Below are 20,065 nucleotides of genomic sequence, written 5' to 3'. Positions count from 1 at the left end.
CACCGGCACCTCACACCCCGCGAGCCAGCCAACCCCGGCACTCGCAACCGAGTAGGAACAAAACCTGGGGTAGTTCAACCCGCTGTTGCATCCACTGCCTGAAATCGCCTGGGGTTTTGCGGGCACAAGCGTCTGCTCGTGAGGCAGCGGCGCGGGGTTCTGTTAGGCGGGTTGGCGCTGGTGGGTCGTGAACTTGTCGAGGTTCGCGTGGAGGAACTCGCGCATGGTGACGGGTTCGCGGCCGGTCAGCGCCTCGAATGCAGCGCGGTCCGCTGCGAGCGAGCGACCGCTCTTGGCCACCGTCTCGCCCACGGCCGAGATGTGCTGGGCCATCGCGGGATTGACCACATCGTCGGTTTGCGACAGCGACAACAGATCGTCGCGCCACTGATCCTTCGTGATGGACTCAAAGCGGACAGCGTCGCCGGTGAGCTCGGTGAGCAACCCGGCGATATCGACGTGGCTGAACTCCTCGGTCCCGTTGGCGTAGTGGATGGTTTCGGGGAAGCGCGCGGGATGCAGCAGTGCGGCCAGGCCCAGCTCCGCGGCGTCGGCGCCGTTGATCCACGGAACGCCGTTCTCGCCGAAGGAGTTACGGATGAGCCCGCGTTCGCGGACATCACGAGCGTGCAGTACGGCGATGTTCTCGTGAAACAGCGCGACGACTCGCAGGATCGTCAGGTCCAGGCCTGCCCATTCCAGAACCTGCTCGGCCAGCCACTGGGCGCGCCCGAGTTCGCTCGGATGATCCGGATGAGCCGGACCCATCGACATCACAACCGTTCTCGGCCGACGCCCGACCTGCTGGACGGCCGAGGCGTAATTGGTCGCGGCGGACACGACGCCCGCGTCGATCGGATAGGTGAAGTACGCCAGATCGACGTCGGCGAGCGCGGGCACCAGACTGCGGCGGTCGTGCAAATCGCCCACCGCGATCTCGGCGCCCAGCGCGGCCAGCCGCTCGGTGCGCTCAGAAACCGTGCGCGCCAACACCCTTACCGCGCGGCCCGCGTCGCGCAGTCGTCGCACCAGGTGCTCGCCCGTGTTACCGTGCCGCCCCGTCGCACCGGTCACCAGGATCGGGCCGTCGGCTTCCACTTGTGAATCCACATATGCTCCTTGTGTTTTGGTGTCCTTCGCTCAGTCGAAGGTGAACAGCACCTTGCCGCCGCGCTGTGTTGTCTGCGCGTGCGCGAGCGCCTTCTGGTAGTCCTCTAGGCGATAGGTCGCCTCCACCGGCACCGACAGCTCGCCGTCGCTAACTAGCCGGGCCAGGTAGGACAGGGTGTCGCCCACTTCCCGCCGCGGCGCCCGGAAGAACCAGTTACCGAGCCAAAAGCCCGTGTAGCGAATCTCTTTCGCGAAGAGGTGCGCCGCCGACGGACCCGACGGCGCACCGGTCAACGAGCCGTACATGACGGCCTTGCCGCGGAATTTCAAGGCGTCGAGCAAGGGGCAGACAGATCGCCGCCCAACGGGTCAATGACCAGGCTCAACTCATCGCCGTCGAGCGCGCGGGTGATGTCGGCGGCGAGGTCGGGACCGCTGACGAGGACGACGTCGCCGCCCGCGTCGCGGATGTCGGCAGCGGCATCCTCGCGCCGCACGACGTTGAGCGTCTTCAGCCCGCGCCGCTTCGCAAGCGCGACGACGAGGCGGCCGACAGCCGAATTCGCCGCCGTCTGTCCGACCCAGTCGCCGACGGTGAGGTCGGCCTGCTCCAGCAGCAGATGCGCGGTCGCTGGGTTGATCGTCAGCATCGCCAGCTGCTGCGGATCGGCGTCAGGCACCGCGACGACATCACGCTCAGCCACCACAACGTGCTGTGACCAGGTGCCGTATTCATATGTCGAAAGCAGGATCACACGCATGCCGACGATGGTTCGGTCGACGTCCGGGCCGGCCTCTTCCACGACGCCGACGCCTTCTGCGCCGACGGTCGCGGGCAACTTCGGGCGTATCAGGTACTTGCCTTCGATGAGCAACAGGTCCGAGGGGTTGATCGCGGCGGCCTCGATTCGGACCCGTACCTGGCCGGCGGCCGGCGATGGTTGAGGGCTGTCAGCCAGTTCCACGGCGGTGTCCGGGCTGCCGAACTGGGTCAACACGAGATGCTGCATGGGTCCTCCTGCCGAAACGAGGTAAACCGATCGGTGTACCGACCGTAGCCGGATTGTCGTGTGCGATCAACCCGGCCCCGGCTCCTCGTCGAACGTGCATAAATTGCGAGATATTCCGCGAAACTTCGCAAGAATTGCACGTTCGGCGCCAAGAACGCTCGTCCACCGTAGGATACCGGTCGGTATACTATGGCCATGACCGAGCAAACGGCACGGCGCGGCGGCAGGGGTGCGCGGGAGCGTCTGGCGTCGACGGCCGCAAAGCTCTTCTATCGCAACGGCATCAACGCCACCGGCGTCGAGACCATCATCGAGCAGGCCAACGTGTCGAAACGCACGCTCTACCAACACTTCTCCAGTAAGGCCGAGCTCGTCGAGAACTACCTGCGGGCGCTCGACGAGACGGGCACACCGATGGAGCGTCCGCTGGACCGGGTCGAGTTGTCGCCCCGCGAGCGCCTGCTGGCGATCTTCGAGGCTCCGCCGATGGACCGCTTCCGCGGCTGTCCCTTCCACAACGCCGCGGTCGAATCGGCGGGAAGCTGGGTAAACGTCGACGCACTCGTTCGCGCTCACAAGCGGCGGTTCGGCGAGCGGCTCGTCGCGGTGGCCCAGGAGGCCGGCGCCGAGGACCCCTACACGCTGGGCAATCAGCTGCTGGTGTTGTTCGAAGGCGCGACGGCGCTGGCGACCTCGCTCAACGACACCGCCGCCGTGGTGCACGCGCGCTCGGCGGCCGCGCAACTGATCGACGCTGCCACCCGCAAGCGCCGTTGACATGCACGGTCGATGATGTCGCCCTGCCCGCCTAGACTCGACGGCGTGCTCATCGGATCGCACGTTCACCAAGACGACCCCCTCGCGGCGGCCGAAGCCGACGGCGCCGATGTTGTGCAGTTCTTCCTCGGCAACCCGCAGAGCTGGAAGAAGCCCAAGCCGCGTGAGGACGCCGAGACGCTGAAGGCGTCGAGCATGCCGCTCTATGTGCATGCGCCGTACCTGATCAACGTCGCGTCGGCGAACAACCGCGTTCGCATCCCGTCCCGCAAGATCCTGCAGGACACCTGCGACGCCGCCTCGGAGATCAACGCCACCGCGGTCATCGTGCACGGCGGCCACGCCGACGACAACGACATGGAGGCCGGTTTCGAGCGCTGGGTCAAGGCGCTCAAGTACCTCGAGACCGACGTGTCCGTCTACCTGGAGAACACCGCAGGCGGCGACCACGCGATGGCACGCCATTTCGACACCATCGCCAGGCTGTGGGAGCACATCGGCGACACCGGCATCGGCTTCTGCCTGGACACCTGCCACGCGTGGGCGGCCGGAGAAGCGTTGGTCGATGCCGTCGACCGCATCAAGGGCATCACCGGCCGCATCGACCTGGTGCACTGCAACGACTCGCGGGACGCGGCCGGCTCCGGCGCCGACCGGCACGCCAACTTCGGCACCGGCCAGATCGACCCCGAACTGCTGGTGGCCGTGGTGAAGGCCGCCAACGCTCCGGTCATCTGCGAGACCGCCGACGAGGGCCGCAAGGACGACATCGCCTTCCTGCGCGAACGCGTCGGGTGATAACGGGTCGATAACCGAACGGGCCTCAAACGTGCGGCAGCGCGGCGGTTAACTAGGCTGCTCAGCGTGTCCGCGATTGACGAGGCGCCAATTGCGGCGACGCGCGCCGTCCACGGCCCCGTCCCGACCCGTGGTCGGTGGCTCCGGGTCGTACGTTGGGTTGCCGTCGTCGTGTGGGCCGTCGTCATCATCTATCGGACCGTCACCGACGGCTTCGCCTTCAATCGCGAGCTTCTCCTGCTCTACATCGCGACCGGCCTGCTGGCCGCCAGCATCGGTCAGGGCCGCCGGATGCTCTACGTCATCCGCGACTGGCTGCCGTTTGCCCTTGTGCTGCTGGCCTACGACCTGAGCCGGGGCGCGGCCGATATCGTCGGACGCCCGACGCTGTGGCAGTGGCCGGCCGACGTCGACCGCGCGATGTTCTTCGGCGTCGTGCCGACGGTGTGGCTGCAGGAGCAGTTGAAGCAGGCCCACCCGCCGTGGTGGGAAGTGGTGCTCAGCTGCGTCTACATGTCGTTTTTCATCCTTCCGTATGTGGTGGCAGCCGTGCTGTGGCTGCGCAACCGCGAGGAATGGAAGAGGTTCGCCAAGCTGTTCGTCGGGCTGTCGTTCGCCGGCCTGGTGATCTACGCGCTGGTGCCCGCGGCGCCACCGTGGGCCGCGGCTCGCTGCACGCCCGCCGATGTCGACGGCGGACCGGCCAACCCGCGCTGCATGTTCCGCTCCGCGCGTGGCGTGCCCGACGGCGGCCTGCTCGGCGCTATGCAGAACAACCAGGACGGCGCCAACATGTGGGTGGAGCGGATCGTCGGACGCGGCTGGGGCAACCTCAACCTCCACTCGGCGACCGCGCTTCTCGACGCCGGTCAGGCCAGCGTCAACCTCGTCGCCGCGATCCCGTCTCTGCACGCCGGGATGACCGCCGCGATCGCGGCGTTCCTGTGGAACCGGGTGCGCCGCGGATGGCGACCGGTCCTGGTCGCCTACGTGCTCATCATGGCGTTCACGCTGGTGTACACGGCTGAGCACTACGTCATCGACATCCTGCTCGGCTGGGCGCTCGCCGCGGTCGTCATCGCAGTCCCCAAACTCTTGGCCAGACGCAGACGCAAACGCAAACGCGGCGACCCCGATCACACAGAGCCTGCCGACACCGAGATCGCGGAGACCGTCGTGCTGCCTGGCCGCCGGGCGCCTGGCGAACTGCGGGCATTGCTGCCGCTACGATTCCGGAATGGCCGACAGCGAAGCGACCCAGCGACTTCCCCAGCACCCACCGTCTCCGGCGAAATCCGGTGACGGAGGGGCCAACTGGGTGGCCGTGCTGTCGCTCGTCATCGCCTTGGCAGCAATCGGCGTCGCGGCGTGGGCCATGGTGATGGCCTGGCCGAAGACCGAGGAGACTCCGCAGCCGACGGCCGAATCCAAACAGCGGGTGTGCGACGCGTTCAACACCGTCAGCGCGGCGGTGCAGTTGCAGACGCACGCCGATCTGGGGCCCGATCCCGTGGCGTCGACCGCGGTGGCCAGCAACGCCCGGCTGTCGCTGATCGGCGGCGGCGAGTACCTGCTGGGCCGCATCGACGACCAGACGCCACCGGACCTCGCCGACGCCGTTCGCTCCTTCGCGAACATCTTGCAGGACATCGGCATCAACGCTCTCGCCGGGGCCACCAACGACGACCCGCAACAGGCCGCGCGGCTGACCGCCGGCGAGGAGGGCCGCACGAAGGTCGCCGACCTCTGCAAGTGATACCGCATCGCGGTTAAGAAGCAGGAGCGCGCGCGATGCACCTGAAGTCGCCGGCCATCGTCCACGCATTGGAGACGCCGCTGTCGTTGACAGTCGTGCCGTGCGCGGAAGTTTCGTTGTCGATCGTGCCGGTGTAGTGGTTTGTCGGCGCATGCGGGGAAGGGCCTTGGTTGTAGGGCCCAGCCTGTTCATGGAACGCGATGGTGAAATCCAGGTTGTTGGTGCCCTTCACAATTCCGCCGTCAACAGGCCCAGACCAGTCGTATCCCTGTGCGCCGCGGTAGCTTCCGGTGCCGCCGCCGTCCATACCCGCCCAGGAGACGTGCACCTGCAGACCGTTGTCCTGCTGAATCACGTCGTCGGTGTTGAAGATGATCCAGTCGCAGTCGTTCGGCGCGAGCGGGAACGGCGCGACTGGATCCGCGTGGGCGGGTCCTGCCGCGGTAAGGCTTGCCGCTGAGACAAAGGCTGCTGCGAATGACCGGACGGCGACGGTCTTCAGAGACATGGGGGACATAGGACACCTCCGAACGCGACCCGCGATTGCCGTCCGTCGAACCTATGCCTGCAAACAGCCAGGAAAAATCGGGTGTTTCCCTATGCTTTGGCCATGCATTCAATTGGTGAGACGTTGCGGCAAAGCTGCTCGGCCCATCCGCAGCATTACGACTATTGTGCAGCTGTCGCAAAACTGTAATATCGATGGCATGCCAGACACGCACGTCGTCACCAACCAGGTTCCGCCGCTTCAGAACCACAACCCCGCCACCTCGCCGGTGTTGACCGAGGCGCTGATCCGCGAGGGCGGCGAGTGGGGGCTCGACGAAGTCACCGAACTCGGGGCGCTCTCGGGCAGCGCGCAGGCCCAACGGTGGGGCGAGCTCGCCGATCGCAACCGCCCCGTGCTGCACACCCACGACCGCTACGGCCACCGCATCGACGAGGTCGAATACGACCCCGCCTACCACGAGCTGATGGGGGTCGCGATCGGCCACGGGTTGCACGCCGCACCGTGGGCCGACGATCGGCCGGGCGCCCACGTCGTCCGCGCCGCCAAGACGTCGGTGTGGACGCCCGAGCCCGGCCACATCTGTCCTATCTCGATGACGTACGCGGTCGTTCCTGCGCTGCGCTACAACAAAGAGCTCGCCGATACCTACGAACCGCTGCTGACGAGCCGCGTCTACGACCCCGAGCTGAAGATTCCGACCACCAAACTCGGAATCACCGCGGGCATGTCGATGACGGAGAAGCAGGGCGGATCCGACGTGCGCGCGGGCACCACGCAGGCCACCCCGAACGCCGACGGCAGCTACAGCCTGACCGGGCACAAGTGGTTCACCTCGGCGCCGATGTGCGACATCTTCCTGGTGCTGGCGCAGGCGCCTGGCGGGCTGTCGTGCTTCTTCCTTCCGCGTGTGCTTCCCGACGGCACCCGCAACCGGATGTTCCTGCAGCGTTTGAAGGACAAGCTCGGCAATCACGCCAACGCCTCATCGGAGGTCGAATACGACGGCGCCACAGCGTGGTTGGTTGGTGAAGAGGGCCGCGGCGTGCCCACCATCATCGAGATGGTCAACCTGACCCGGCTGGACTGCACGCTGGGCAGCGCGACCAGCATGCGCACCGGGCTCACCCACGCCATTCATCACGCCCAGCATCGAAAGGCCTTCGGCGCCTACCTGATTGACCAACCTCTGATGCGCAACGTGCTCGCCGACCTCGCGATCGAGGCTGAAGCCGCCACCATCGTCGCGATGCGGATGGCCGGCGCCACCGACGCGGCGGTGCGCGGTGACGAGCGGGAAACCCTGCTGCGCCGCATCGGCCTTGCCGCCGCGAAGTACTGGGTGTGCAAGAGGTCGCCGGGACATGCCGCCGAGGCGATGGAATGCCTCGGCGGCAACGGCTACGTCGAGGACTCCGGCATGCCGCGGCTCTATCGCGAGGCGCCGCTGATGGGCATCTGGGAAGGATCGGGCAACGTCAGTGCGCTGGATACGTTGCGGGCCATGGCGACTCGGCCCGAATGCGTGGATGTGCTGTTCGACGAGCTCGCCAAGACCGCCGGGCAGGACCCTCGGCTGGATGCCCATGTCGACGGGCTCAAGCCGCAGCTGGACGACCTGGAGACCATCCAGTACCGGGCCCGCAAGATCGCCGAGGACATCACCCTCGCGCTGCAGGGCTCTCTGCTGGTGCGGCACGGGCATCCGGCGGTGGCCGAGGCATTCCTGGCCACCCGGTTGGGCGGTCAGTGGGGCGGCGCATACGGCACCATGCCGACGGGGCTGGACGTCGCTCCGATCCTCGAACGCGCCATGGTCAAAGGGTGATTTTCATCGGCGAGCAGACGCTAGTGCCCGCAAAAGCCCAGGATATAGCGGACCTTAGCGTCTGCTCGCGCAGGAAACGGCGCAGGAAAGGGGAGGCTGGATGACGCACGCGATCAGGCCCGTCGACTTCGACAACCTCAAGACGATGACCTACGAGGTCACTGATCGGATCGCGCGAATCACGTTCAATCGCCCCGAAAAAGGCAACGCGATCATCGCGGACACCCCGCTGGAGCTGTCGGCGCTCGTCGAACGGGCCGACCTTGATCCCAACGTGCACGTGATCCTGGTGTCCGGCCGCGGCGAGGGCTTCTGCGCGGGCTTCGACTTGTCCGCTTACGCCGAGGGCTCGTCGTCGGCCGGCGGCGGCAGCCCGTACGAGGGCACGGTGCTGTCCGGCAAGACCCAGGCCATCAACCATCTGCCGGATCGGCCGTGGGATCCCATGATCGACTACCAGATGATGAGCCGCTTCGTTCGCGGCTTCTCCAGCCTGATGCACTGCGACAAGCCCACGGTCGTCAAGATTCACGGCTATTGCGTGGCAGGCGGCACGGACATCGCGTTGCACGCCGACCAGATCATCGCCGCAGCCGACGCCAAGATCGGCTATCCGCCGATGCGGGTATGGGGTGTGCCCGCGGCCGGCCTGTGGGCGCATCGCCTCGGCGACCAGCGCGCGAAACGCCTTCTGTTCACCGGGGATTGCATCAGCGGCGCGCAGGCCGCGGAGTGGGGCCTGGCCGTGGAGGCGCCCGACCCCGCCGACCTGGACGAGCGCACCGAACGCCTCGTCGAGCGCATCGCGGCGATGCCGGTCAACCAGCTCATCATGGCCAAGCTGGCGCTCAACAGCGCGCTGCTGCAACAGGGCGTGGCGACCAGCAGGATGGTCAGCACCGTCTTCGACGGCATCGCCCGGCACACACCGGAGGGTCACGCGTTTGTCGCCGAGGCCCGCGACCGGGGCTTTCGCGAGGCCGTGAAGAGCCGTGACGAACCGTTCGGCGACGCAGGCCGCAAGACCTCAGGGGTGTAACGATGGCCACGCTCAACCGGATGACCGCCCGATCGGTGGTGCTGAGCGTACTGCTCGGCGCGCATCCGGCGTGGGCAACCGCTGCCGAATTAGTCCGGCTGACAGCCGATTTCGACATCAAGGAGCCCACGCTGCGGGTCGCGCTGACAAGGATGGTCAGCGCCGGCGACCTGGTGCGTTCCGAAGACGGGTATCGGCTCTCCGACCGGCTGCTGGCCCGGCAGCGGCGCCAGGACGACGCCATCAACCCGCAACTGCGGCCGTGGGACGGCAGTTGGACGACGCTGGTGATCACCAGCGTGGGCGTCGACGCCCGTGTTCGCGCGAACCTGCGAACCACACTGCAGCAAAACAGGTTCGGCGAACTGCGCGAGGGCGTGTGGCTGCGGCCCGACAACTTGAAGGTCACGCTGCCCGACGAGGTCCTGTCGCGGGTGCGGGTGCTGCGCAGCTATGACGAGGACTCCCCAGCACTGGCCGCGCAACTCTGGGATCTGCCGGAGTGGGCGCGCACCGGCAGACAACTGCTCGACGATATGGCGGAAGCCGGCGACATCCCTGGGCGATTCGTTGTGGCGGCGGGCATCGTCCGCCACCTGCTGACCGACCCCGTCCTGCCCGCCGAACTACTGCCCGACGACTGGCCAGGCGGCGCGCTGCGAGAGGCCTATGCGCACTTCGCAGCCGAACTGGTGGCCCGACGAAACGAACCACAACTGATGGAGGCGACATGAGCGTGAGAGTCGAACGCAGCGGTGCGGTCACAACGGTCATCATGAACCGGCCCGAGGCGCGCAATGCGGTCAACGGGCCGACCGCCGCCGAATTGTTCGCCGCCTTCGACGAATTCGACAAGGACGACTCGGCGTCGGTCGCAGTGCTGTGGGGCGACAACGGAACCTTCTGCGCCGGAGCCGACCTGAAGGCGTTCGGCACACCGGACGCCAACCCCGTGCACCGCACCGGCCCTGGGCCCATGGGCCCGACCCGAATGGCCCTGTCCAAACCGGTGATTGCGGCGATCAGCGGCTACGCGGTCGCCGGTGGCCTCGAACTCGCGTTGTGGTGTGACCTGCGGGTGGTCGAAGAGGACGCCGTGATGGGGGTGTTCTGCCGACGTTGGGGTGTCCCGCTCATCGACGGCGGCACCGTGCGTCTGCCGCGGCTGATCGGCGAAAGCCGGGCGATGGACCTGATTTTGACCGGCCGCGCCGTGCAGGCCGACGAGGCGCTCGAGATCGGCCTCGCCAACCGTGTCGTGCCGAAGGGTGCGGCGCGGGAGAAGGCCGAGGAGCTCGCCGCCGAGCTCGCCGCGCTGCCGCAGCAGTGCATGCGGGCCGATCGGTTGTCTGCGCTCAACCAGTGGGGCAAGTCCGAATCCGAGGCCATGGAGTTCGAATTCGCCAGCATCGCGCGCGTCAAAGACGAGTCGCTGGCCGGCGCACAGCGTTTCGCCGAGGGCGCGGGCCGCCACGGCGCCCCTGCCTAAACCAATTGCCGCTTGCCGACGAACTCCTCGATGGCGTCGGGCGGCCACCTGCGCGCCGTCGTGCTGCCGGATCTGCTCGCCGAGCCGGGCGGCCGCCTGCCGGTAGGACGGCTCGCGCAGCAGGGTCGACACGGCCGACCGGATGCGCTGCGGCCGTGTGTGTTTCGTCAACAGGATGCCCGCGCCTGCGCGCGCCAACGACGCCCCGACCTGTTTCTGGTCGATCATCGGGTTGGTAGGCATGACGACCTGCGGCACTCCGAACGACAACGCCCGCATCGCCGTGCTGTGCCCGCCGTGGCCCACCACCAGCGACGCGGTCGCGAGCACCTCGTCGTGGTCCAGCCAAGCGTGTAGGCAGGCATTCGGAGGCACCCGAAGGCCTGTTGCGTCGATGCCGGGCCCGACCGTCACCGTCACCTCGACGGCCAGCGGCGCGAGCGCGTCGAGGATGTTCTGCAGCATTCGGCGCTGCCCCGCAAAGGCATTCGTGCTCAGGCTCACCAGAACGCGCGGCACGGCGGCAGGCGTCGCGGCGCGTCGACGGCGCACCGGCCCAGGGTCGGGTCCGCGGCCACCCGGGCGAAGCTCGCCATCGTCGCCAGCAGGGGCGCTGCACGGTTGGGTCGAAAGCCCTTCCCGCCGTGAAGGGTTCGAATGGCAACCCGGCAGCGCGGACACGGTCGCCGATACCGTGATGGCCGAGGACATGAACGTCGGCGCCGCGGGCCTGCAGCGCACGGGCGACGGCCAACTGCGGTGGTAGGTTGCCGCCGCCGTCGACAATGACGAACAGAATCTTCACGACGCTTCCCGCCCGGCTCCGCCGACATTCGTTGCGGCGCCTGCCAATAGCGACTCCACCATCAGCAGCATCCGGTCGTGTACATCGTCGACGGATAGGCCGCGATCAAACCGCAGCAGCTTCCAGCAGTAGACGTCGGTGGCGACGACGAGGACGTCGCCAACGCGAGAACGCAGATCGGTGTCATCGGGAAGCCGACCGGCGAAGGCGTCCTCCACCCATTGCCGGTGGGTGGCCCGGCCCTTCCTGTTCATCTGCGCCGCGCGAGGCTCGTTCTCGTCGGCGAGGATCGCCAGCACCATCTCGCCCAGCCGTTCGTAATGCGCGAGGAGCACCCGCACGGCACCCGGCGGGTCGTTCCGCGGCGGCCTGCGTTCGGCCACCACATCGGCGAAGGCCCGCGACCATGCCGCCTCGATCAGGGCATCGCGGCTGCCGAAGTGGCGCAGGATCGTCTTGACGGTCACATTCGCCCGCGAGGCGATCGCAGGCAGCGTGACCGCAAACGATCGTTCGGCCATGAAGGTGTCGATCGCGGCTTGGACGATCGCGTCGCGCGTGGCGCTTTTCGCCTGCGCGCGCGTGCTCATGTCGTACTTCCGCTCTTTGGTGTCCATACCTATGGACACCAAATGCCGCCAGGAAGTCAGCCCTTGTTGATCTTGTTTCCCGAGCCGGTGTCGTTGATCTTGGGGTCGCCGTCTTTGTAGGTGATGGTGTTGTTGAACCCGACGACGCTGAGTTCCTTGTCGACGCGCTCCATCGTGACCGTGTTGTCCGCGCCGCCGATGTTGGCGTTGGCGCACGTCCCCTTGACGGTGAGTTTGTTGTTGTTGCCGCCGATGTTGAGGGACTTGCCGTCGGCGCAGTCAAGCTCGGTCGTCGTACCGACCGACCCGTAGTTGATGGTGTTGCCGATCTCGACCTGGCCGCCCTCGGATCCGACCGTCGCCGTCGGACTGCCGGTGTCGCTGCTCTCCGAACCGCAACCGGCCAGCCCGATCATCGCAGCCGATGCGGTGACACCGATCAATACGGGCATCTGCATGCGCGTACTCCTCGAATTAGTGCGAACCCGACGACAATTCAGGCTCTCACGCCGGAACGCGGTCGATCCAGTTCGTCATACCCAGTTCTCGGCCGCGGTCCCACACGATCGGTTCGCCGCTCTTGTAGAAGACCCTCTGGTCGAAGCCGTAGACCGTGATGTCGTTGACCACGTTGTCGGCCACGATCGTGTTCGACGAGCCCTGCACCGTCACGGCCCAACAGCTGCCGAGCGCGTTGATGGTGTTACCCGAGCCGTTGACGAACAGCGTGGCCTGGTTGCAGTCGATCGTCTGAGTGGAGCCGATCGAGGTGATATGCGTGTCGCCGTTTTTCGCCTGTGCTGTGGGCACGCCCAGCGCCAGCGCGGCCGGCACCGCCACCGCGCACGCGGCACAAAAGCGACTCAGCACTGTCCATCCCCCACCGGTCATGGCTGTAGAGCGTACGTCCTGGGCGCAAACGATGGCAGCAGTTGGTCAGTCCCTTCACAGGTCGGGCGGGCTGGGCGGAAGGACTCGCGGCGCCTCACGCCGCTCGGTAGCGTGTGGAGCAATGCGTCGGCGTTTCAAAGCGGTTGCTGCCGCGGCGGTCACAGCGGTGGTGGCCATTTCAGGGTGCTCGCAGACCGTGGAAGGGACGGCGCGTCGAGCCGGTCCCGCCGTGCCCGACCCGGAACGCAGCTTCGGCTATGTCGACGACCGGTGCGGGTTGCTGGAAGACAGTTCGATCGAGGAGATGCTTGGCGCTCAGAACGTGGTGCGGCCCTACAGCGGAGCCGTCTGCCAATACGTGTTGGAGCGCGACGTGAAACCCGGCCCTGGCGCGGAGCCGGGCACCATGATCGACGTCGTCTACAGCTGGTTCGAATCGGGAAGTCTGGAACGCGAGCGCGCACTGGCCGCGGAACGCGGCGCGCAGATCACCGACAAGGACATCGAGCGCCACCAGGCGTTCCTGGCCCGCCGCGACACCAACGGCGCGGCCTGCAGCGCGACCGCGGCGGCCGGCTCCGGGGTGGTGAGCTGGTGGGTCCAATACCGCGGGAAGACCGACGTCGATAGCTGCACGGACGCCGAGAAGCTGTTGGCGGCGACGCTGTCGTCGGAGATGTGACCATGGTCGTCGGGAAACTCTGCGCAGCGGCCCTGCTCGGCGTCGCCATGGTGGTTGCCGGCTGCGGCGGCCACGAACAGCTGCCGCCGGCCGCCACACAGACCCCCGCCGCACGGCCGGACGGGGGATTCAAGAGCGGCGAGTGCAATGGCGTCACCGACGCCGACGTCGCCAAGGCCGCAGGCAACGGGATGTTCACCAAGGTCGTGGACAGCGACGCCGGGTGCTTCTGGCAGGAGAACACCATGCTCGGGTCGTTCGGGGCGGGCATGGGCATCTCGACGTGGTGGTACCGCGGCAGCGACCTGGACACCGAGAGGATGCTCGAGACGCGGGCCGGCCGCACGCTGACCGAACTCAACTTCGAGGGGAACAAGGGGTTCAAGGCGTTCGACGCAAACGCGTGCAGCATCTATGTGTCCAAGGGCAGCGACGTCATCACGTGGTCGATCCAGACGATGAACCCGGCCATGCTGCCGGATCTGTGCGGCATCACCGAGCAGCTCGCCCAACTCAGCCAGGACCGTGTCAACTGAGGTCAACACAAACTAGAGGTGTTAGTTTTTCGCATATGGCGACCCGGCCCGCAGTTCAATCCTCCGGTCGGCGACCGGCCAAGCTGAGCCGGGAGTCGATCGTCAACGCGGCGCTGACATTCCTCGACCGCGAGGGCTGGGATGCGCTGACGATCAACGCGCTGGCCACCCAGCTGGGCACCAAGGGCCCGTCGCTGTACAACCACGTCGAGAGCCTCGACGACCTGCGCCGCACGGTGCGGATGCGGGTCGTCAAGGACATCATCGACATGCTGACCACCGTCGGGCAGGGCCGCACCCGAGACGATGCCGTGATGGCGATGGCCAGCGCCTACCGCAGCTACGCCCATCACCACCCCGGGCGCTATTCGGCGTTCACCCGGATGCCGTTGGGTGGCGACGATCCCGAATTCACCGAGGCCACCCGTGAGGCGGCCGCGCCGGTCATCGCGGTGCTGGGGTCATACGGGCTGGACGGCGAGGAGGCGTTCTACGCGGCCCTGGAGTTCTGGTCGGCGATGCACGGGTTCGTGCTGCTGGAGATGACCGGGGTGATGAACGGGATCGCCGATACCGATACTGTGTTCAGTGACATGGTGATGCGGCTGGCGGCCGGCATGGAAAGGCGTTGAGTGAGGCGCTGAAGGGCTCAGCACCTCCGTAGGCATTGACCTGCGGGAAGGTGCTCGGTCGCGGGTTTGGAGCGATGTGCTCTGCCCTGGTATCGTGGACGGCCGTGCCTGGCAGTAGGCGGTTGCCGCACGCCGGGCCAATTCGCGTGTCGTGAGCATCGGAAATTGGATCGCCAACTATTTCGGTGCGACCGCCTGCGACACTCCCGGTCGCGGGGTAAGCGATCGGGACAAAACAGCAGTACAGAGACTTAAGAACCAACAGAACAAGCGCAACACAGAAAGCCGGTAGATGCCAACCATTCAGCAGCTGGTCCGCAAGGGCCGCCATGACAAGGCCGCCAAGGTTAAGACCGCGGCCCTCAAGGGCAGCCCGCAGCGCCGTGGCGTGTGCACCCGCGTGTACACCACCACCCCGAAGAAGCCGAACTCGGCACTTCGCAAGGTGGCACGCGTCAAGCTGACCAGCCAGGTGGAGGTCACCGCTTACATCCCGGGCGAGGGCCACAACCTGCAGGAGCACTCGATGGTCCTGGTGCGTGGCGGCCGTGTGAAGGACCTGCCCGGTGTGCGCTACAAGATCATCCGCGGCTCGCTCGACACCCAGGGCGTCAAGAACCGCAAGCAAGCACGCAGCCGTTACGGCGCCAAGAAGGAGAAGAGCTGATGCCGCGCAAGGGGCCCGCACCCAAGCGTCCGTTGGTCAACGATCCCGTTTACGGGTCGCAGCTGGTGACCCAGCTGGTCAACAAAGTTCTCCTGAAAGGGAAGAAATCGCTGGCCGAGCGCATTGTATATGGTGCGCTCGAACAGGCTCGTGAGAAGACCGGTACCGATCCGGTCGTCACCCTCAAGCGCGCTCTCGACAACGTCAAGCCCGCTCTTGAGGTCCGCAGCCGCCGTGTCGGCGGTGCGACCTACCAGGTTCCCGTCGAGGTGCGCCCCGATCGTTCCACCACGCTGGCCCTGCGTTGGCTGGTGAGCTTCTCGCGGCAGCGCCGGGAGAAGACGATGGTCGAGCGCCTGGCGAACGAGATCCTCGACGCCAGCAATGGCCTGGGCGCCTCCGTCAAGCGGCGTGAGGACACCCACAAGATGGCCGAGGCGAACCGAGCCTTCGCACACTACCGCTGGTGAGCGCTGCCGCGGCAGCGTTGCCGGCAGTGACTGACAGCTAATACACGCGAGCGAAAGAGAAGACTTCTTGTGGCACAGAAGGACGTGCTAACCGACCTGAGGAAGGTCCGCAATTTCGGCATCATGGCCCACATTGATGCCGGCAAGACCACGACAACTGAACGCATCCTCTACTACACCGGTATCAACTACAAGATCGGTGAGGTCCACGATGGCGCCGCCACGATGGACTGGATGGAGCAGGAGCAGGAGCGGGGTATCACCATTACCTCGGCTGCGACAACGACCTTCTGGAAGGACCACCAGCTCAACATCATCGACACCCCCGGGCACGTCGACTTCACCGTCGAGGTGGAGCGCAACCTGCGCGTGCTCGACGGTGCCGTTGCCGTGTTCGACGGCAAGGAGGGTGTGGAGCCGCAGTCCGAGCAGGTCTGGCGGCAGGCCGACAAGTACGACGTGCCGCGCATCTGCTTCGTCAACAAGATGGACAAGATCGGTGCGGACTTCTACTTCTCCGTGCGCACGATGGGGGAGCGGCTCGGCGCCAACGCGGTGCCGATCCAGCTGCCGATCGGCGCGGAGAGCGAGTTCGAGGGCGTCGTCGACCTGGTCGAGATGAACGCCAAGGTCTGGCGCGGCGAGACGAAGCTGGGCGAGACCTACGACACCGTCGAGATCCCGGCCGAGCTGGCCGAGAAGGCCGAGGAGTACCGCACCAAGCTGCTCGAGACGGTCGCCGAGTCCGACGAGGAACTGCTGGAGAAGTACCTGGGCGGTGAGGAACTGACCGTCGAGGAGATCAAGGGTGCGATCCGCAAGCTGACGATCGCCTCGGAGATCTACCCGGTGCTGTGCGGCAGCGCGTTCAAGAACAAGGGCGTGCAGCCGATGCTCGACGCAGTCGTCGACTACCTGCCGTCGCCGCTGGATATGCCGCCGGCCGTCGGTCATCGGCCGGGCCAGGAGGACGAAGAGGTCATCCGGCACGCGAGCATCGACGAGCCGTTCGCCGCGCTGGCGTTCAAGGTCGCCTCGCACCCGTTCTTCGGCAAGCTCACCTATATCCGCGTGTACTCCGGGACCATCGAATCCGGCCACCAGGTCATCAACGCCACCAAGGGCAAGAAGGAGCGGCTGGGCAAGCTGTTCCAGATGCACTCCAACAAGGAGAACCCGGTGGAGCGGGCGTCCGCGGGCCACATCTACGCGGTGATCGGCCTGAAGGACACCACCACCGGCGACACCTTGAGCGACGTGAACGACCAGGTCGTGCTCGAGTCGATGACCTTCCCCGATCCCGTTATCGAGGTGGCCATCGAGCCGAAGACCAAGAGCGACCAGGAGAAGCTGTCGCTGTCGATCCAGAAGCTCGCCGAGGAGGATCCGACCTTCAAGGTGCACCTGGATCAGGAGACCGGTCAAACCGTGATCGGCGGCATGGGTGAGTTGCACCTGGACATCCTGGTGGACCGCATGCGTCGCGAGTTCAAGGTCGAAGCGAACGTCGGCAAGCCCCAGGTGGCCTATAAGGAGACCATCCGGCGCGCCGTCCAGAACGTCGAGTACACCCACAAGAAGCAGACGGGTGGCTCGGGCCAGTTCGCGAAGGTCGTCATCAACGTCGAGCCGTTCGTCGGCGAGGACGGTGCGACCTACGAGTTCGAGAACAAGGTCACCGGCGGCCGCATCCCGCGCGAGTACATCCCGTCGGTGGATGCCGGCTGCCAGGACGCCATGCAGTACGGCGTGCTGGCTGGCTACCCGCTGGTGAATCTGAAGGTCACGCTGCTCGACGGTCAGTATCACGACGTCGACTCGTCGGAAATGGCGTTCAAGATCGCCGGCTCCCAGGCGCTGAAAAAGGCTGCGGCGCAAGCGCAACCGGTAATCCTGGAGCCGATCATGGCTGTCGAGGTCACCACGCCCGAGGACTACATGGGTGAAGTGATCGGCGACCTGAACTCCCGCCGTGGTCAGATCCAGGCCATGGAGGAGCGGAGTGGCGCACGCGTCGTCAAGGCGCTGGTGCCGCTGTCGGAGATGTTCGGTTATGTCGGCGACCTCCGGTCGAAGACCCAGGGCCGGGCGAACTACTCCATGGTGTTCGATTCCTACGCCGAGGTTCCGGCACAGGTGTCGAAGGAGATCATCGCGAAGGCGACGGGACAGTGAGGACACGAGGGCGACAGCCCGAGGCCCGGAGCTGGCCCGGAGTCGAGCGAATGGGCCGGGCGAAGGCGACGGGACAGTAATTCTGACCCGCTGGTTTCGCGAGACCACACAACTGCAAAGATCAACCCACCTGCTTTACAACAAGCACCAACACAGTCCAGGAGGACAAAGAAGTGGCGAAGGCGAAGTTCGAGCGGACGAAGCCGCACGTCAACATCGGGACCATCGGTCACGTTGACCACGGCAAGACCACGCTGACCGCAGCTATCACCAAGGTTCTGCACGACAAGTTCCCCGATTTGAACGAGGCGTCGGCGTTCGAACAGATCGACAACGCGCCTGAGGAGCGCCAGCGCGGCATTACCATCAACATCTCCCACGTGGAGTACCAGACGGAGAAGCGTCACTACGCGCACGTCGACGCTCCCGGCCACGCTGACTACATCAAGAACATGATCACCGGTGCCGCCCAGATGGACGGCGCGATCCTGGTGGTCGCAGCGACGGACGGCCCGATGCCGCAGACTCGTGAGCACGTGCTGCTGGCCCGTCAGGTCGGCGTCCCCTACATCCTGGTGGCGCTGAACAAGGCCGACGCGGTGGAGGACGAGGAGCTCATCGAGCTCGTCGAGATGGAGGTCCGCGAGCTGCTGGCCGCCCAGGAGTTCGACGAGGACGCCCCGGTCATCCGCGTCTCGGCGCTGAAAGCGCTTGAGGGCGACGAGAAGTGGGTCAAGAGCATCGAGGAGCTGATGGACGCGGTCGACGAGTCCATCCCGGATCCGGTCCGCGAGACCGACAAGCCGTTCCTGATGCCCGTCGAGGACGTCTTCACGATCACCGGCCGCGGCACCGTGGTCACCGGTCGTATCGAACGCGGCGTGATCAACGTGAACGAGGACGTCGAGATCGTCGGCATTCGTCCGGAGACCACCAAGACCACCGTCACTGGCGTGGAGATGTTCCGCAAGCTGCTCGACCAGGGCCAGGCCGGTGACAACGTCGGTCTGCTGCTGCGCGGTGTGAAGCGCGAGGATGTCGAGCGCGGTCAGGTCGTGACCAAGCCCGGCACCATCACCCCGCACACCGAGTTCGAAGGCCAGGTCTACATCCTGTCCAAGGACGAGGGCGGCCGGCACACGCCGTTCTTCAACAACTACCGTCCGCAGTTCTACTTCCGCACCACCGACGTGACCGGTGTGGTGACGCTGCCGGAGGGCACCGAGATGGTGATGCCCGGTGACAACACCGACATCTCGGTGAAGCTGATCCAGCCCGTCGCCATGGACGAGGGTCTGCGCTTCGCGATCCGCGAGGGCGGCCGTACCGTCGGCGCCGGCCGGGTCACCAAGATCATCAAGTGATGTTCTGATCTAACACGCCAAAGTGGCGCTCATCCGAAAGGGTGGGCGCCACTTTGCGTTTCAGCCACCACCCCGTTTCGCCCAAACCGACAAACGGGCGGGAAAGTACGGGTAGATCGCGCCATTTCGTCGATCTCGGCGACCGCCACGATCTGGTGCGACGCGGCGCGCTGGATGTTTCCGTGCGCGCTTCCGCGCACCCATGATCCAGCCTGAGAACGGGCTGAGGGCACACGCAAACAGCGGGCATAGCACACTACCAGATCTTGAAACAGCTAATTGTTGAAATCATGCAAAGACCTACGATGTGTCCTAACTCCAGTTACTGTACAGTTGCCATCTAACGCATCTGGTGATTACCGGCTAAACCCTTTGCGCATTTCACAGTCCTGAAAACGCAAATTTTGCCTGTTCAAACACATACAGTCCGCTGATCCCAACTCACCAGCGTTTTTGTCATCGGCCAAGATCAACCTTCGCTAAAAGGATCCGTCCCGGTATCTGACGATACGGCTGCGATGCTTGACACCATATCTAGCAAAGAATTAGTGTCACGTGTCGCAACTTAAGGTTTACACAGCTTTCATCTGAGGGTGGGAACAGATGGCGTCGAAAAACACTGCCGCGCATCGCGCCGAGGGCAAGCGGGGCGGTGCACATCGCGCGCCCCGAACGCAGCAGTCGCTGGTGGTGCGCACGGCCGCGGTCGGTGGGGCCTTCGCATGCATCGGATTGGCGGCAGAAATCGGCGTCCCGGACGCCGACGCCTTATCGATTCTCCTGCCGTCCGGCAACGGCAACGCGACCCAGATCAACATCCTCGAAGGCAACGTATTTCGCCCGCAGTTCGGGCTGGGCGGCTGTTGACCGTCTCTGTGGATGACGACCGCGGGGTGGCCATTCTTCATTGAGGCTGCCGATGTGGCGGTCGGCGTGGT

The 20,065-nt window shown here is 65.8% G+C and carries 23 protein-coding genes and 1 pseudogene; 16 read left to right on the top strand and 8 right to left on the bottom strand.

The features are described from left to right. Positions 1–162 precede the first annotated feature (162 nt). From CQY20_RS29045 to CQY20_RS29040, 3 genes are read right to left on the bottom strand one after another with little or no spacing between them, the layout of a single operon-like run. Positions 163–1,110 carry an NmrA family NAD(P)-binding protein gene (locus CQY20_RS29045; protein ID WP_234816470.1) on the bottom strand — a complete coding sequence of 316 codons (948 nt, stop codon included), beginning with the start codon at positions 1,108–1,110 and terminating at the stop codon, positions 163–165. 30 nt (positions 1,111–1,140) lie between these two features. Further along, positions 1,141–1,452, bottom strand: coding sequence for a zinc-binding dehydrogenase (locus CQY20_RS35730; RefSeq protein WP_234816469.1), 312 nt, complete (start codon positions 1,450–1,452; stop codon positions 1,141–1,143). Continuing rightward, positions 1,437–2,120 carry a zinc-dependent alcohol dehydrogenase family protein gene (locus CQY20_RS29040; protein WP_234816468.1) on the bottom strand — a complete coding sequence of 228 codons (684 nt, stop codon included), beginning with the start codon at positions 2,118–2,120 and terminating at the stop codon, positions 1,437–1,439. The genes CQY20_RS35730 and CQY20_RS29040 overlap by 16 nt, the downstream gene beginning before the upstream one ends. Positions 2,121–2,315: 195 nt before the next feature. On the opposite strand from CQY20_RS29040, the gene CQY20_RS29035 reads away from it, so the two are divergent. The 4 genes from CQY20_RS29035 (at position 2,316) to CQY20_RS29020 (ending at position 5,451) form a co-directional block, all read left to right on the top strand. Further along, a complete protein-coding gene (locus tag CQY20_RS29035) occupies positions 2,316–2,897 on the top strand; it encodes a TetR/AcrR family transcriptional regulator (RefSeq protein WP_097944046.1) in 582 nt (193 codons plus the stop codon). A 45-nt stretch (positions 2,898–2,942) separates the two neighbouring features. After that, positions 2,943–3,695 carry a deoxyribonuclease IV gene (locus CQY20_RS29030; protein WP_097944044.1) on the top strand — a complete coding sequence of 251 codons (753 nt, stop codon included), beginning with the start codon at positions 2,943–2,945 and terminating at the stop codon, positions 3,693–3,695. Positions 3,696–3,761: 66 nt separating this feature from the next. Further along, positions 3,762–4,997 carry a phosphatase PAP2 family protein gene (locus tag CQY20_RS29025; protein ID WP_234816467.1) on the top strand — a complete coding sequence of 412 codons (1,236 nt, stop codon included), beginning with the start codon at positions 3,762–3,764 and terminating at the stop codon, positions 4,995–4,997. Next, complete coding sequence (locus CQY20_RS29020; protein WP_234816466.1) at positions 4,933–5,451, top strand: hypothetical protein; 519 nt, start codon at positions 4,933–4,935, stop codon at positions 5,449–5,451. The genes CQY20_RS29025 and CQY20_RS29020 overlap by 65 nt, the downstream gene beginning before the upstream one ends. A 13-nt stretch (positions 5,452–5,464) precedes the next feature. Here CQY20_RS29020 and CQY20_RS29015 read toward each other — a convergent pair whose 3' ends face one another. Continuing rightward, positions 5,465–5,959, bottom strand: a complete 495-nt coding sequence (locus CQY20_RS29015; RefSeq protein WP_097944040.1) for a hypothetical protein — start codon at positions 5,957–5,959, stop codon at positions 5,465–5,467. A 199-nt stretch (positions 5,960–6,158) separates the two neighbouring features. Here CQY20_RS29015 and CQY20_RS29010 point away from each other — a divergent pair, with 199 nt between their 5' ends. From CQY20_RS29010 to CQY20_RS28995, 4 genes are all read left to right on the top strand, one after another. Further along, positions 6,159–7,787 carry an acyl-CoA dehydrogenase family protein gene (locus CQY20_RS29010; RefSeq protein ID WP_097944038.1) on the top strand — a complete coding sequence of 543 codons (1,629 nt, stop codon included), beginning with the start codon at positions 6,159–6,161 and terminating at the stop codon, positions 7,785–7,787. Between the two features lie 100 nt (positions 7,788–7,887). Further along, a complete protein-coding gene (locus tag CQY20_RS29005; RefSeq protein WP_097944036.1) occupies positions 7,888–8,826 on the top strand; it encodes a crotonase/enoyl-CoA hydratase family protein in 939 nt (312 codons plus the stop codon). A gap of 2 nt (positions 8,827–8,828) precedes the next feature. After that, positions 8,829–9,560 carry a PaaX family transcriptional regulator C-terminal domain-containing protein gene (locus CQY20_RS29000; RefSeq protein WP_097944034.1) on the top strand — a complete coding sequence of 244 codons (732 nt, stop codon included), beginning with the start codon at positions 8,829–8,831 and terminating at the stop codon, positions 9,558–9,560. Continuing rightward, on the top strand, positions 9,557–10,315 hold the full coding sequence (locus CQY20_RS28995) for a crotonase/enoyl-CoA hydratase family protein (protein WP_174814681.1): 759 nt from the start codon (positions 9,557–9,559) through the stop codon (positions 10,313–10,315). The genes CQY20_RS29000 and CQY20_RS28995 overlap by 4 nt, the downstream gene beginning before the upstream one ends. 132 nt (positions 10,316–10,447) lie before the next feature. Here the strand turns inward: CQY20_RS28995 and CQY20_RS36255 are convergent. From CQY20_RS36255 to CQY20_RS28975, 4 genes and pseudogenes are all read right to left on the bottom strand, one after another. Continuing rightward, positions 10,448–10,780 (bottom strand): annotated as a pseudogene (locus tag CQY20_RS36255) (glycosyltransferase); the annotation flags it as partial. A 336-nt stretch (positions 10,781–11,116) separates the two neighbouring features. Next, positions 11,117–11,737: a TetR/AcrR family transcriptional regulator gene (locus CQY20_RS28985; RefSeq protein ID WP_097944030.1), complete on the bottom strand. Its 621-nt coding sequence runs from the start codon at positions 11,735–11,737 to the stop codon at positions 11,117–11,119. A 29-nt stretch (positions 11,738–11,766) separates the two neighbouring features. Beyond that, positions 11,767–12,168, bottom strand: coding sequence for a DUF3060 domain-containing protein (locus CQY20_RS28980; protein ID WP_097944028.1), 402 nt, complete (start codon positions 12,166–12,168; stop codon positions 11,767–11,769). 46 nt (positions 12,169–12,214) lie between these two features. After that, positions 12,215–12,601 (bottom strand): DUF3060 domain-containing protein, encoded by a 387-nt coding sequence (locus CQY20_RS28975; protein ID WP_097944026.1) that lies wholly within the window; start codon positions 12,599–12,601, stop codon positions 12,215–12,217. A gap of 121 nt (positions 12,602–12,722) precedes the next feature. Between CQY20_RS28975 and CQY20_RS28970 the strand changes: the two genes are divergently transcribed. From CQY20_RS28970 to CQY20_RS28935, 8 genes are all read left to right on the top strand, one after another. Further along, positions 12,723–13,283, top strand: a complete 561-nt coding sequence (locus CQY20_RS28970; RefSeq protein ID WP_097944024.1) for a DUF3558 domain-containing protein — start codon at positions 12,723–12,725, stop codon at positions 13,281–13,283. Positions 13,284–13,285: 2 nt separating this feature from the next. Then, positions 13,286–13,819 (top strand): DUF3558 domain-containing protein, encoded by a 534-nt coding sequence (locus CQY20_RS28965; RefSeq protein ID WP_097944022.1) that lies wholly within the window; start codon positions 13,286–13,288, stop codon positions 13,817–13,819. Positions 13,820–13,854: 35 nt separating this feature from the next. Then, positions 13,855–14,451 carry a TetR/AcrR family transcriptional regulator gene (locus tag CQY20_RS28960; protein ID WP_097944020.1) on the top strand — a complete coding sequence of 199 codons (597 nt, stop codon included), beginning with the start codon at positions 13,855–13,857 and terminating at the stop codon, positions 14,449–14,451. 292 nt (positions 14,452–14,743) lie between these two features. Continuing rightward, complete coding sequence (rpsL, locus tag CQY20_RS28955; RefSeq protein WP_003886828.1) at positions 14,744–15,118, top strand: 30S ribosomal protein S12; 375 nt, start codon at positions 14,744–14,746, stop codon at positions 15,116–15,118. Continuing rightward, positions 15,118–15,588 carry a 30S ribosomal protein S7 gene (gene rpsG / locus CQY20_RS28950; protein WP_097944018.1) on the top strand — a complete coding sequence of 157 codons (471 nt, stop codon included), beginning with the start codon at positions 15,118–15,120 and terminating at the stop codon, positions 15,586–15,588. Before rpsL ends, rpsG begins: the two co-directional genes overlap by 1 nt. Positions 15,589–15,657: 69 nt before the next feature. After that, positions 15,658–17,763: an elongation factor G gene (gene fusA, locus CQY20_RS28945; protein ID WP_097944017.1), complete on the top strand. Its 2,106-nt coding sequence runs from the start codon at positions 15,658–15,660 to the stop codon at positions 17,761–17,763. 173 nt (positions 17,764–17,936) lie between these two features. Continuing rightward, the gene (gene tuf / locus CQY20_RS28940) at positions 17,937–19,127 is read left to right on the top strand and encodes an elongation factor Tu (protein ID WP_097944015.1); all 1,191 of its coding nucleotides are present in this window, start codon (positions 17,937–17,939) and stop codon (positions 19,125–19,127) included. 603 nt (positions 19,128–19,730) lie between these two features. Then, positions 19,731–19,994, top strand: coding sequence for a hypothetical protein (locus tag CQY20_RS28935; protein WP_097944013.1), 264 nt, complete (start codon positions 19,731–19,733; stop codon positions 19,992–19,994). Positions 19,995–20,065 lie beyond the last annotated feature (71 nt).

The sequence above is a fragment of the Mycolicibacterium agri genome (assembly GCF_002553505.1).
GTDB lineage: Bacteria > Actinomycetota > Actinomycetes > Mycobacteriales > Mycobacteriaceae > Mycobacterium > Mycobacterium agri.
The sequence above is the reverse complement of the archived record's forward strand: the minus strand, read 5'-3'. Positions and strand labels throughout refer to the sequence as shown.

Coding starts and splice junctions, on each gene's coding strand:
- CQY20_RS29040 (WP_234816468.1), bottom strand. CDS start 2,120: ATGCAGCATCTCGTGTTGACCCAGTTCGGCAGCCCGGACACCGCCGTG.
- CQY20_RS28970 (WP_097944024.1), top strand. CDS start 12,723: ATGCGTCGGCGTTTCAAAGCGGTTGCTGCCGCGGCGGTCACAGCGGTG.
- CQY20_RS29010 (WP_097944038.1), top strand. CDS start 6,159: ATGCCAGACACGCACGTCGTCACCAACCAGGTTCCGCCGCTTCAGAAC.
- CQY20_RS28935 (WP_097944013.1), top strand. CDS start 19,731: ATGGCGTCGAAAAACACTGCCGCGCATCGCGCCGAGGGCAAGCGGGGC.
- CQY20_RS28985 (WP_097944030.1), bottom strand. CDS start 11,737: ATGGACACCAAAGAGCGGAAGTACGACATGAGCACGCGCGCGCAGGCG.
- rpsG (WP_097944018.1), top strand. CDS start 15,118: ATGCCGCGCAAGGGGCCCGCACCCAAGCGTCCGTTGGTCAACGATCCC.
- CQY20_RS28975 (WP_097944026.1), bottom strand. CDS start 12,601: ATGACCGGTGGGGGATGGACAGTGCTGAGTCGCTTTTGTGCCGCGTGC.
- rpsL (WP_003886828.1), top strand. CDS start 14,744: ATGCCAACCATTCAGCAGCTGGTCCGCAAGGGCCGCCATGACAAGGCC.
- CQY20_RS29005 (WP_097944036.1), top strand. CDS start 7,888: ATGACGCACGCGATCAGGCCCGTCGACTTCGACAACCTCAAGACGATG.
- CQY20_RS28965 (WP_097944022.1), top strand. CDS start 13,286: ATGGTCGTCGGGAAACTCTGCGCAGCGGCCCTGCTCGGCGTCGCCATG.
- CQY20_RS29015 (WP_097944040.1), bottom strand. CDS start 5,959: ATGTCTCTGAAGACCGTCGCCGTCCGGTCATTCGCAGCAGCCTTTGTC.
- CQY20_RS29035 (WP_097944046.1), top strand. CDS start 2,316: ATGACCGAGCAAACGGCACGGCGCGGCGGCAGGGGTGCGCGGGAGCGT.
- CQY20_RS28960 (WP_097944020.1), top strand. CDS start 13,855: ATGGCGACCCGGCCCGCAGTTCAATCCTCCGGTCGGCGACCGGCCAAG.
- CQY20_RS28995 (WP_174814681.1), top strand. CDS start 9,557: ATGAGCGTGAGAGTCGAACGCAGCGGTGCGGTCACAACGGTCATCATG.
- CQY20_RS29000 (WP_097944034.1), top strand. CDS start 8,829: ATGGCCACGCTCAACCGGATGACCGCCCGATCGGTGGTGCTGAGCGTA.
- CQY20_RS28980 (WP_097944028.1), bottom strand. CDS start 12,168: ATGCAGATGCCCGTATTGATCGGTGTCACCGCATCGGCTGCGATGATC.
- CQY20_RS29020 (WP_234816466.1), top strand. CDS start 4,933: ATGGCCGACAGCGAAGCGACCCAGCGACTTCCCCAGCACCCACCGTCT.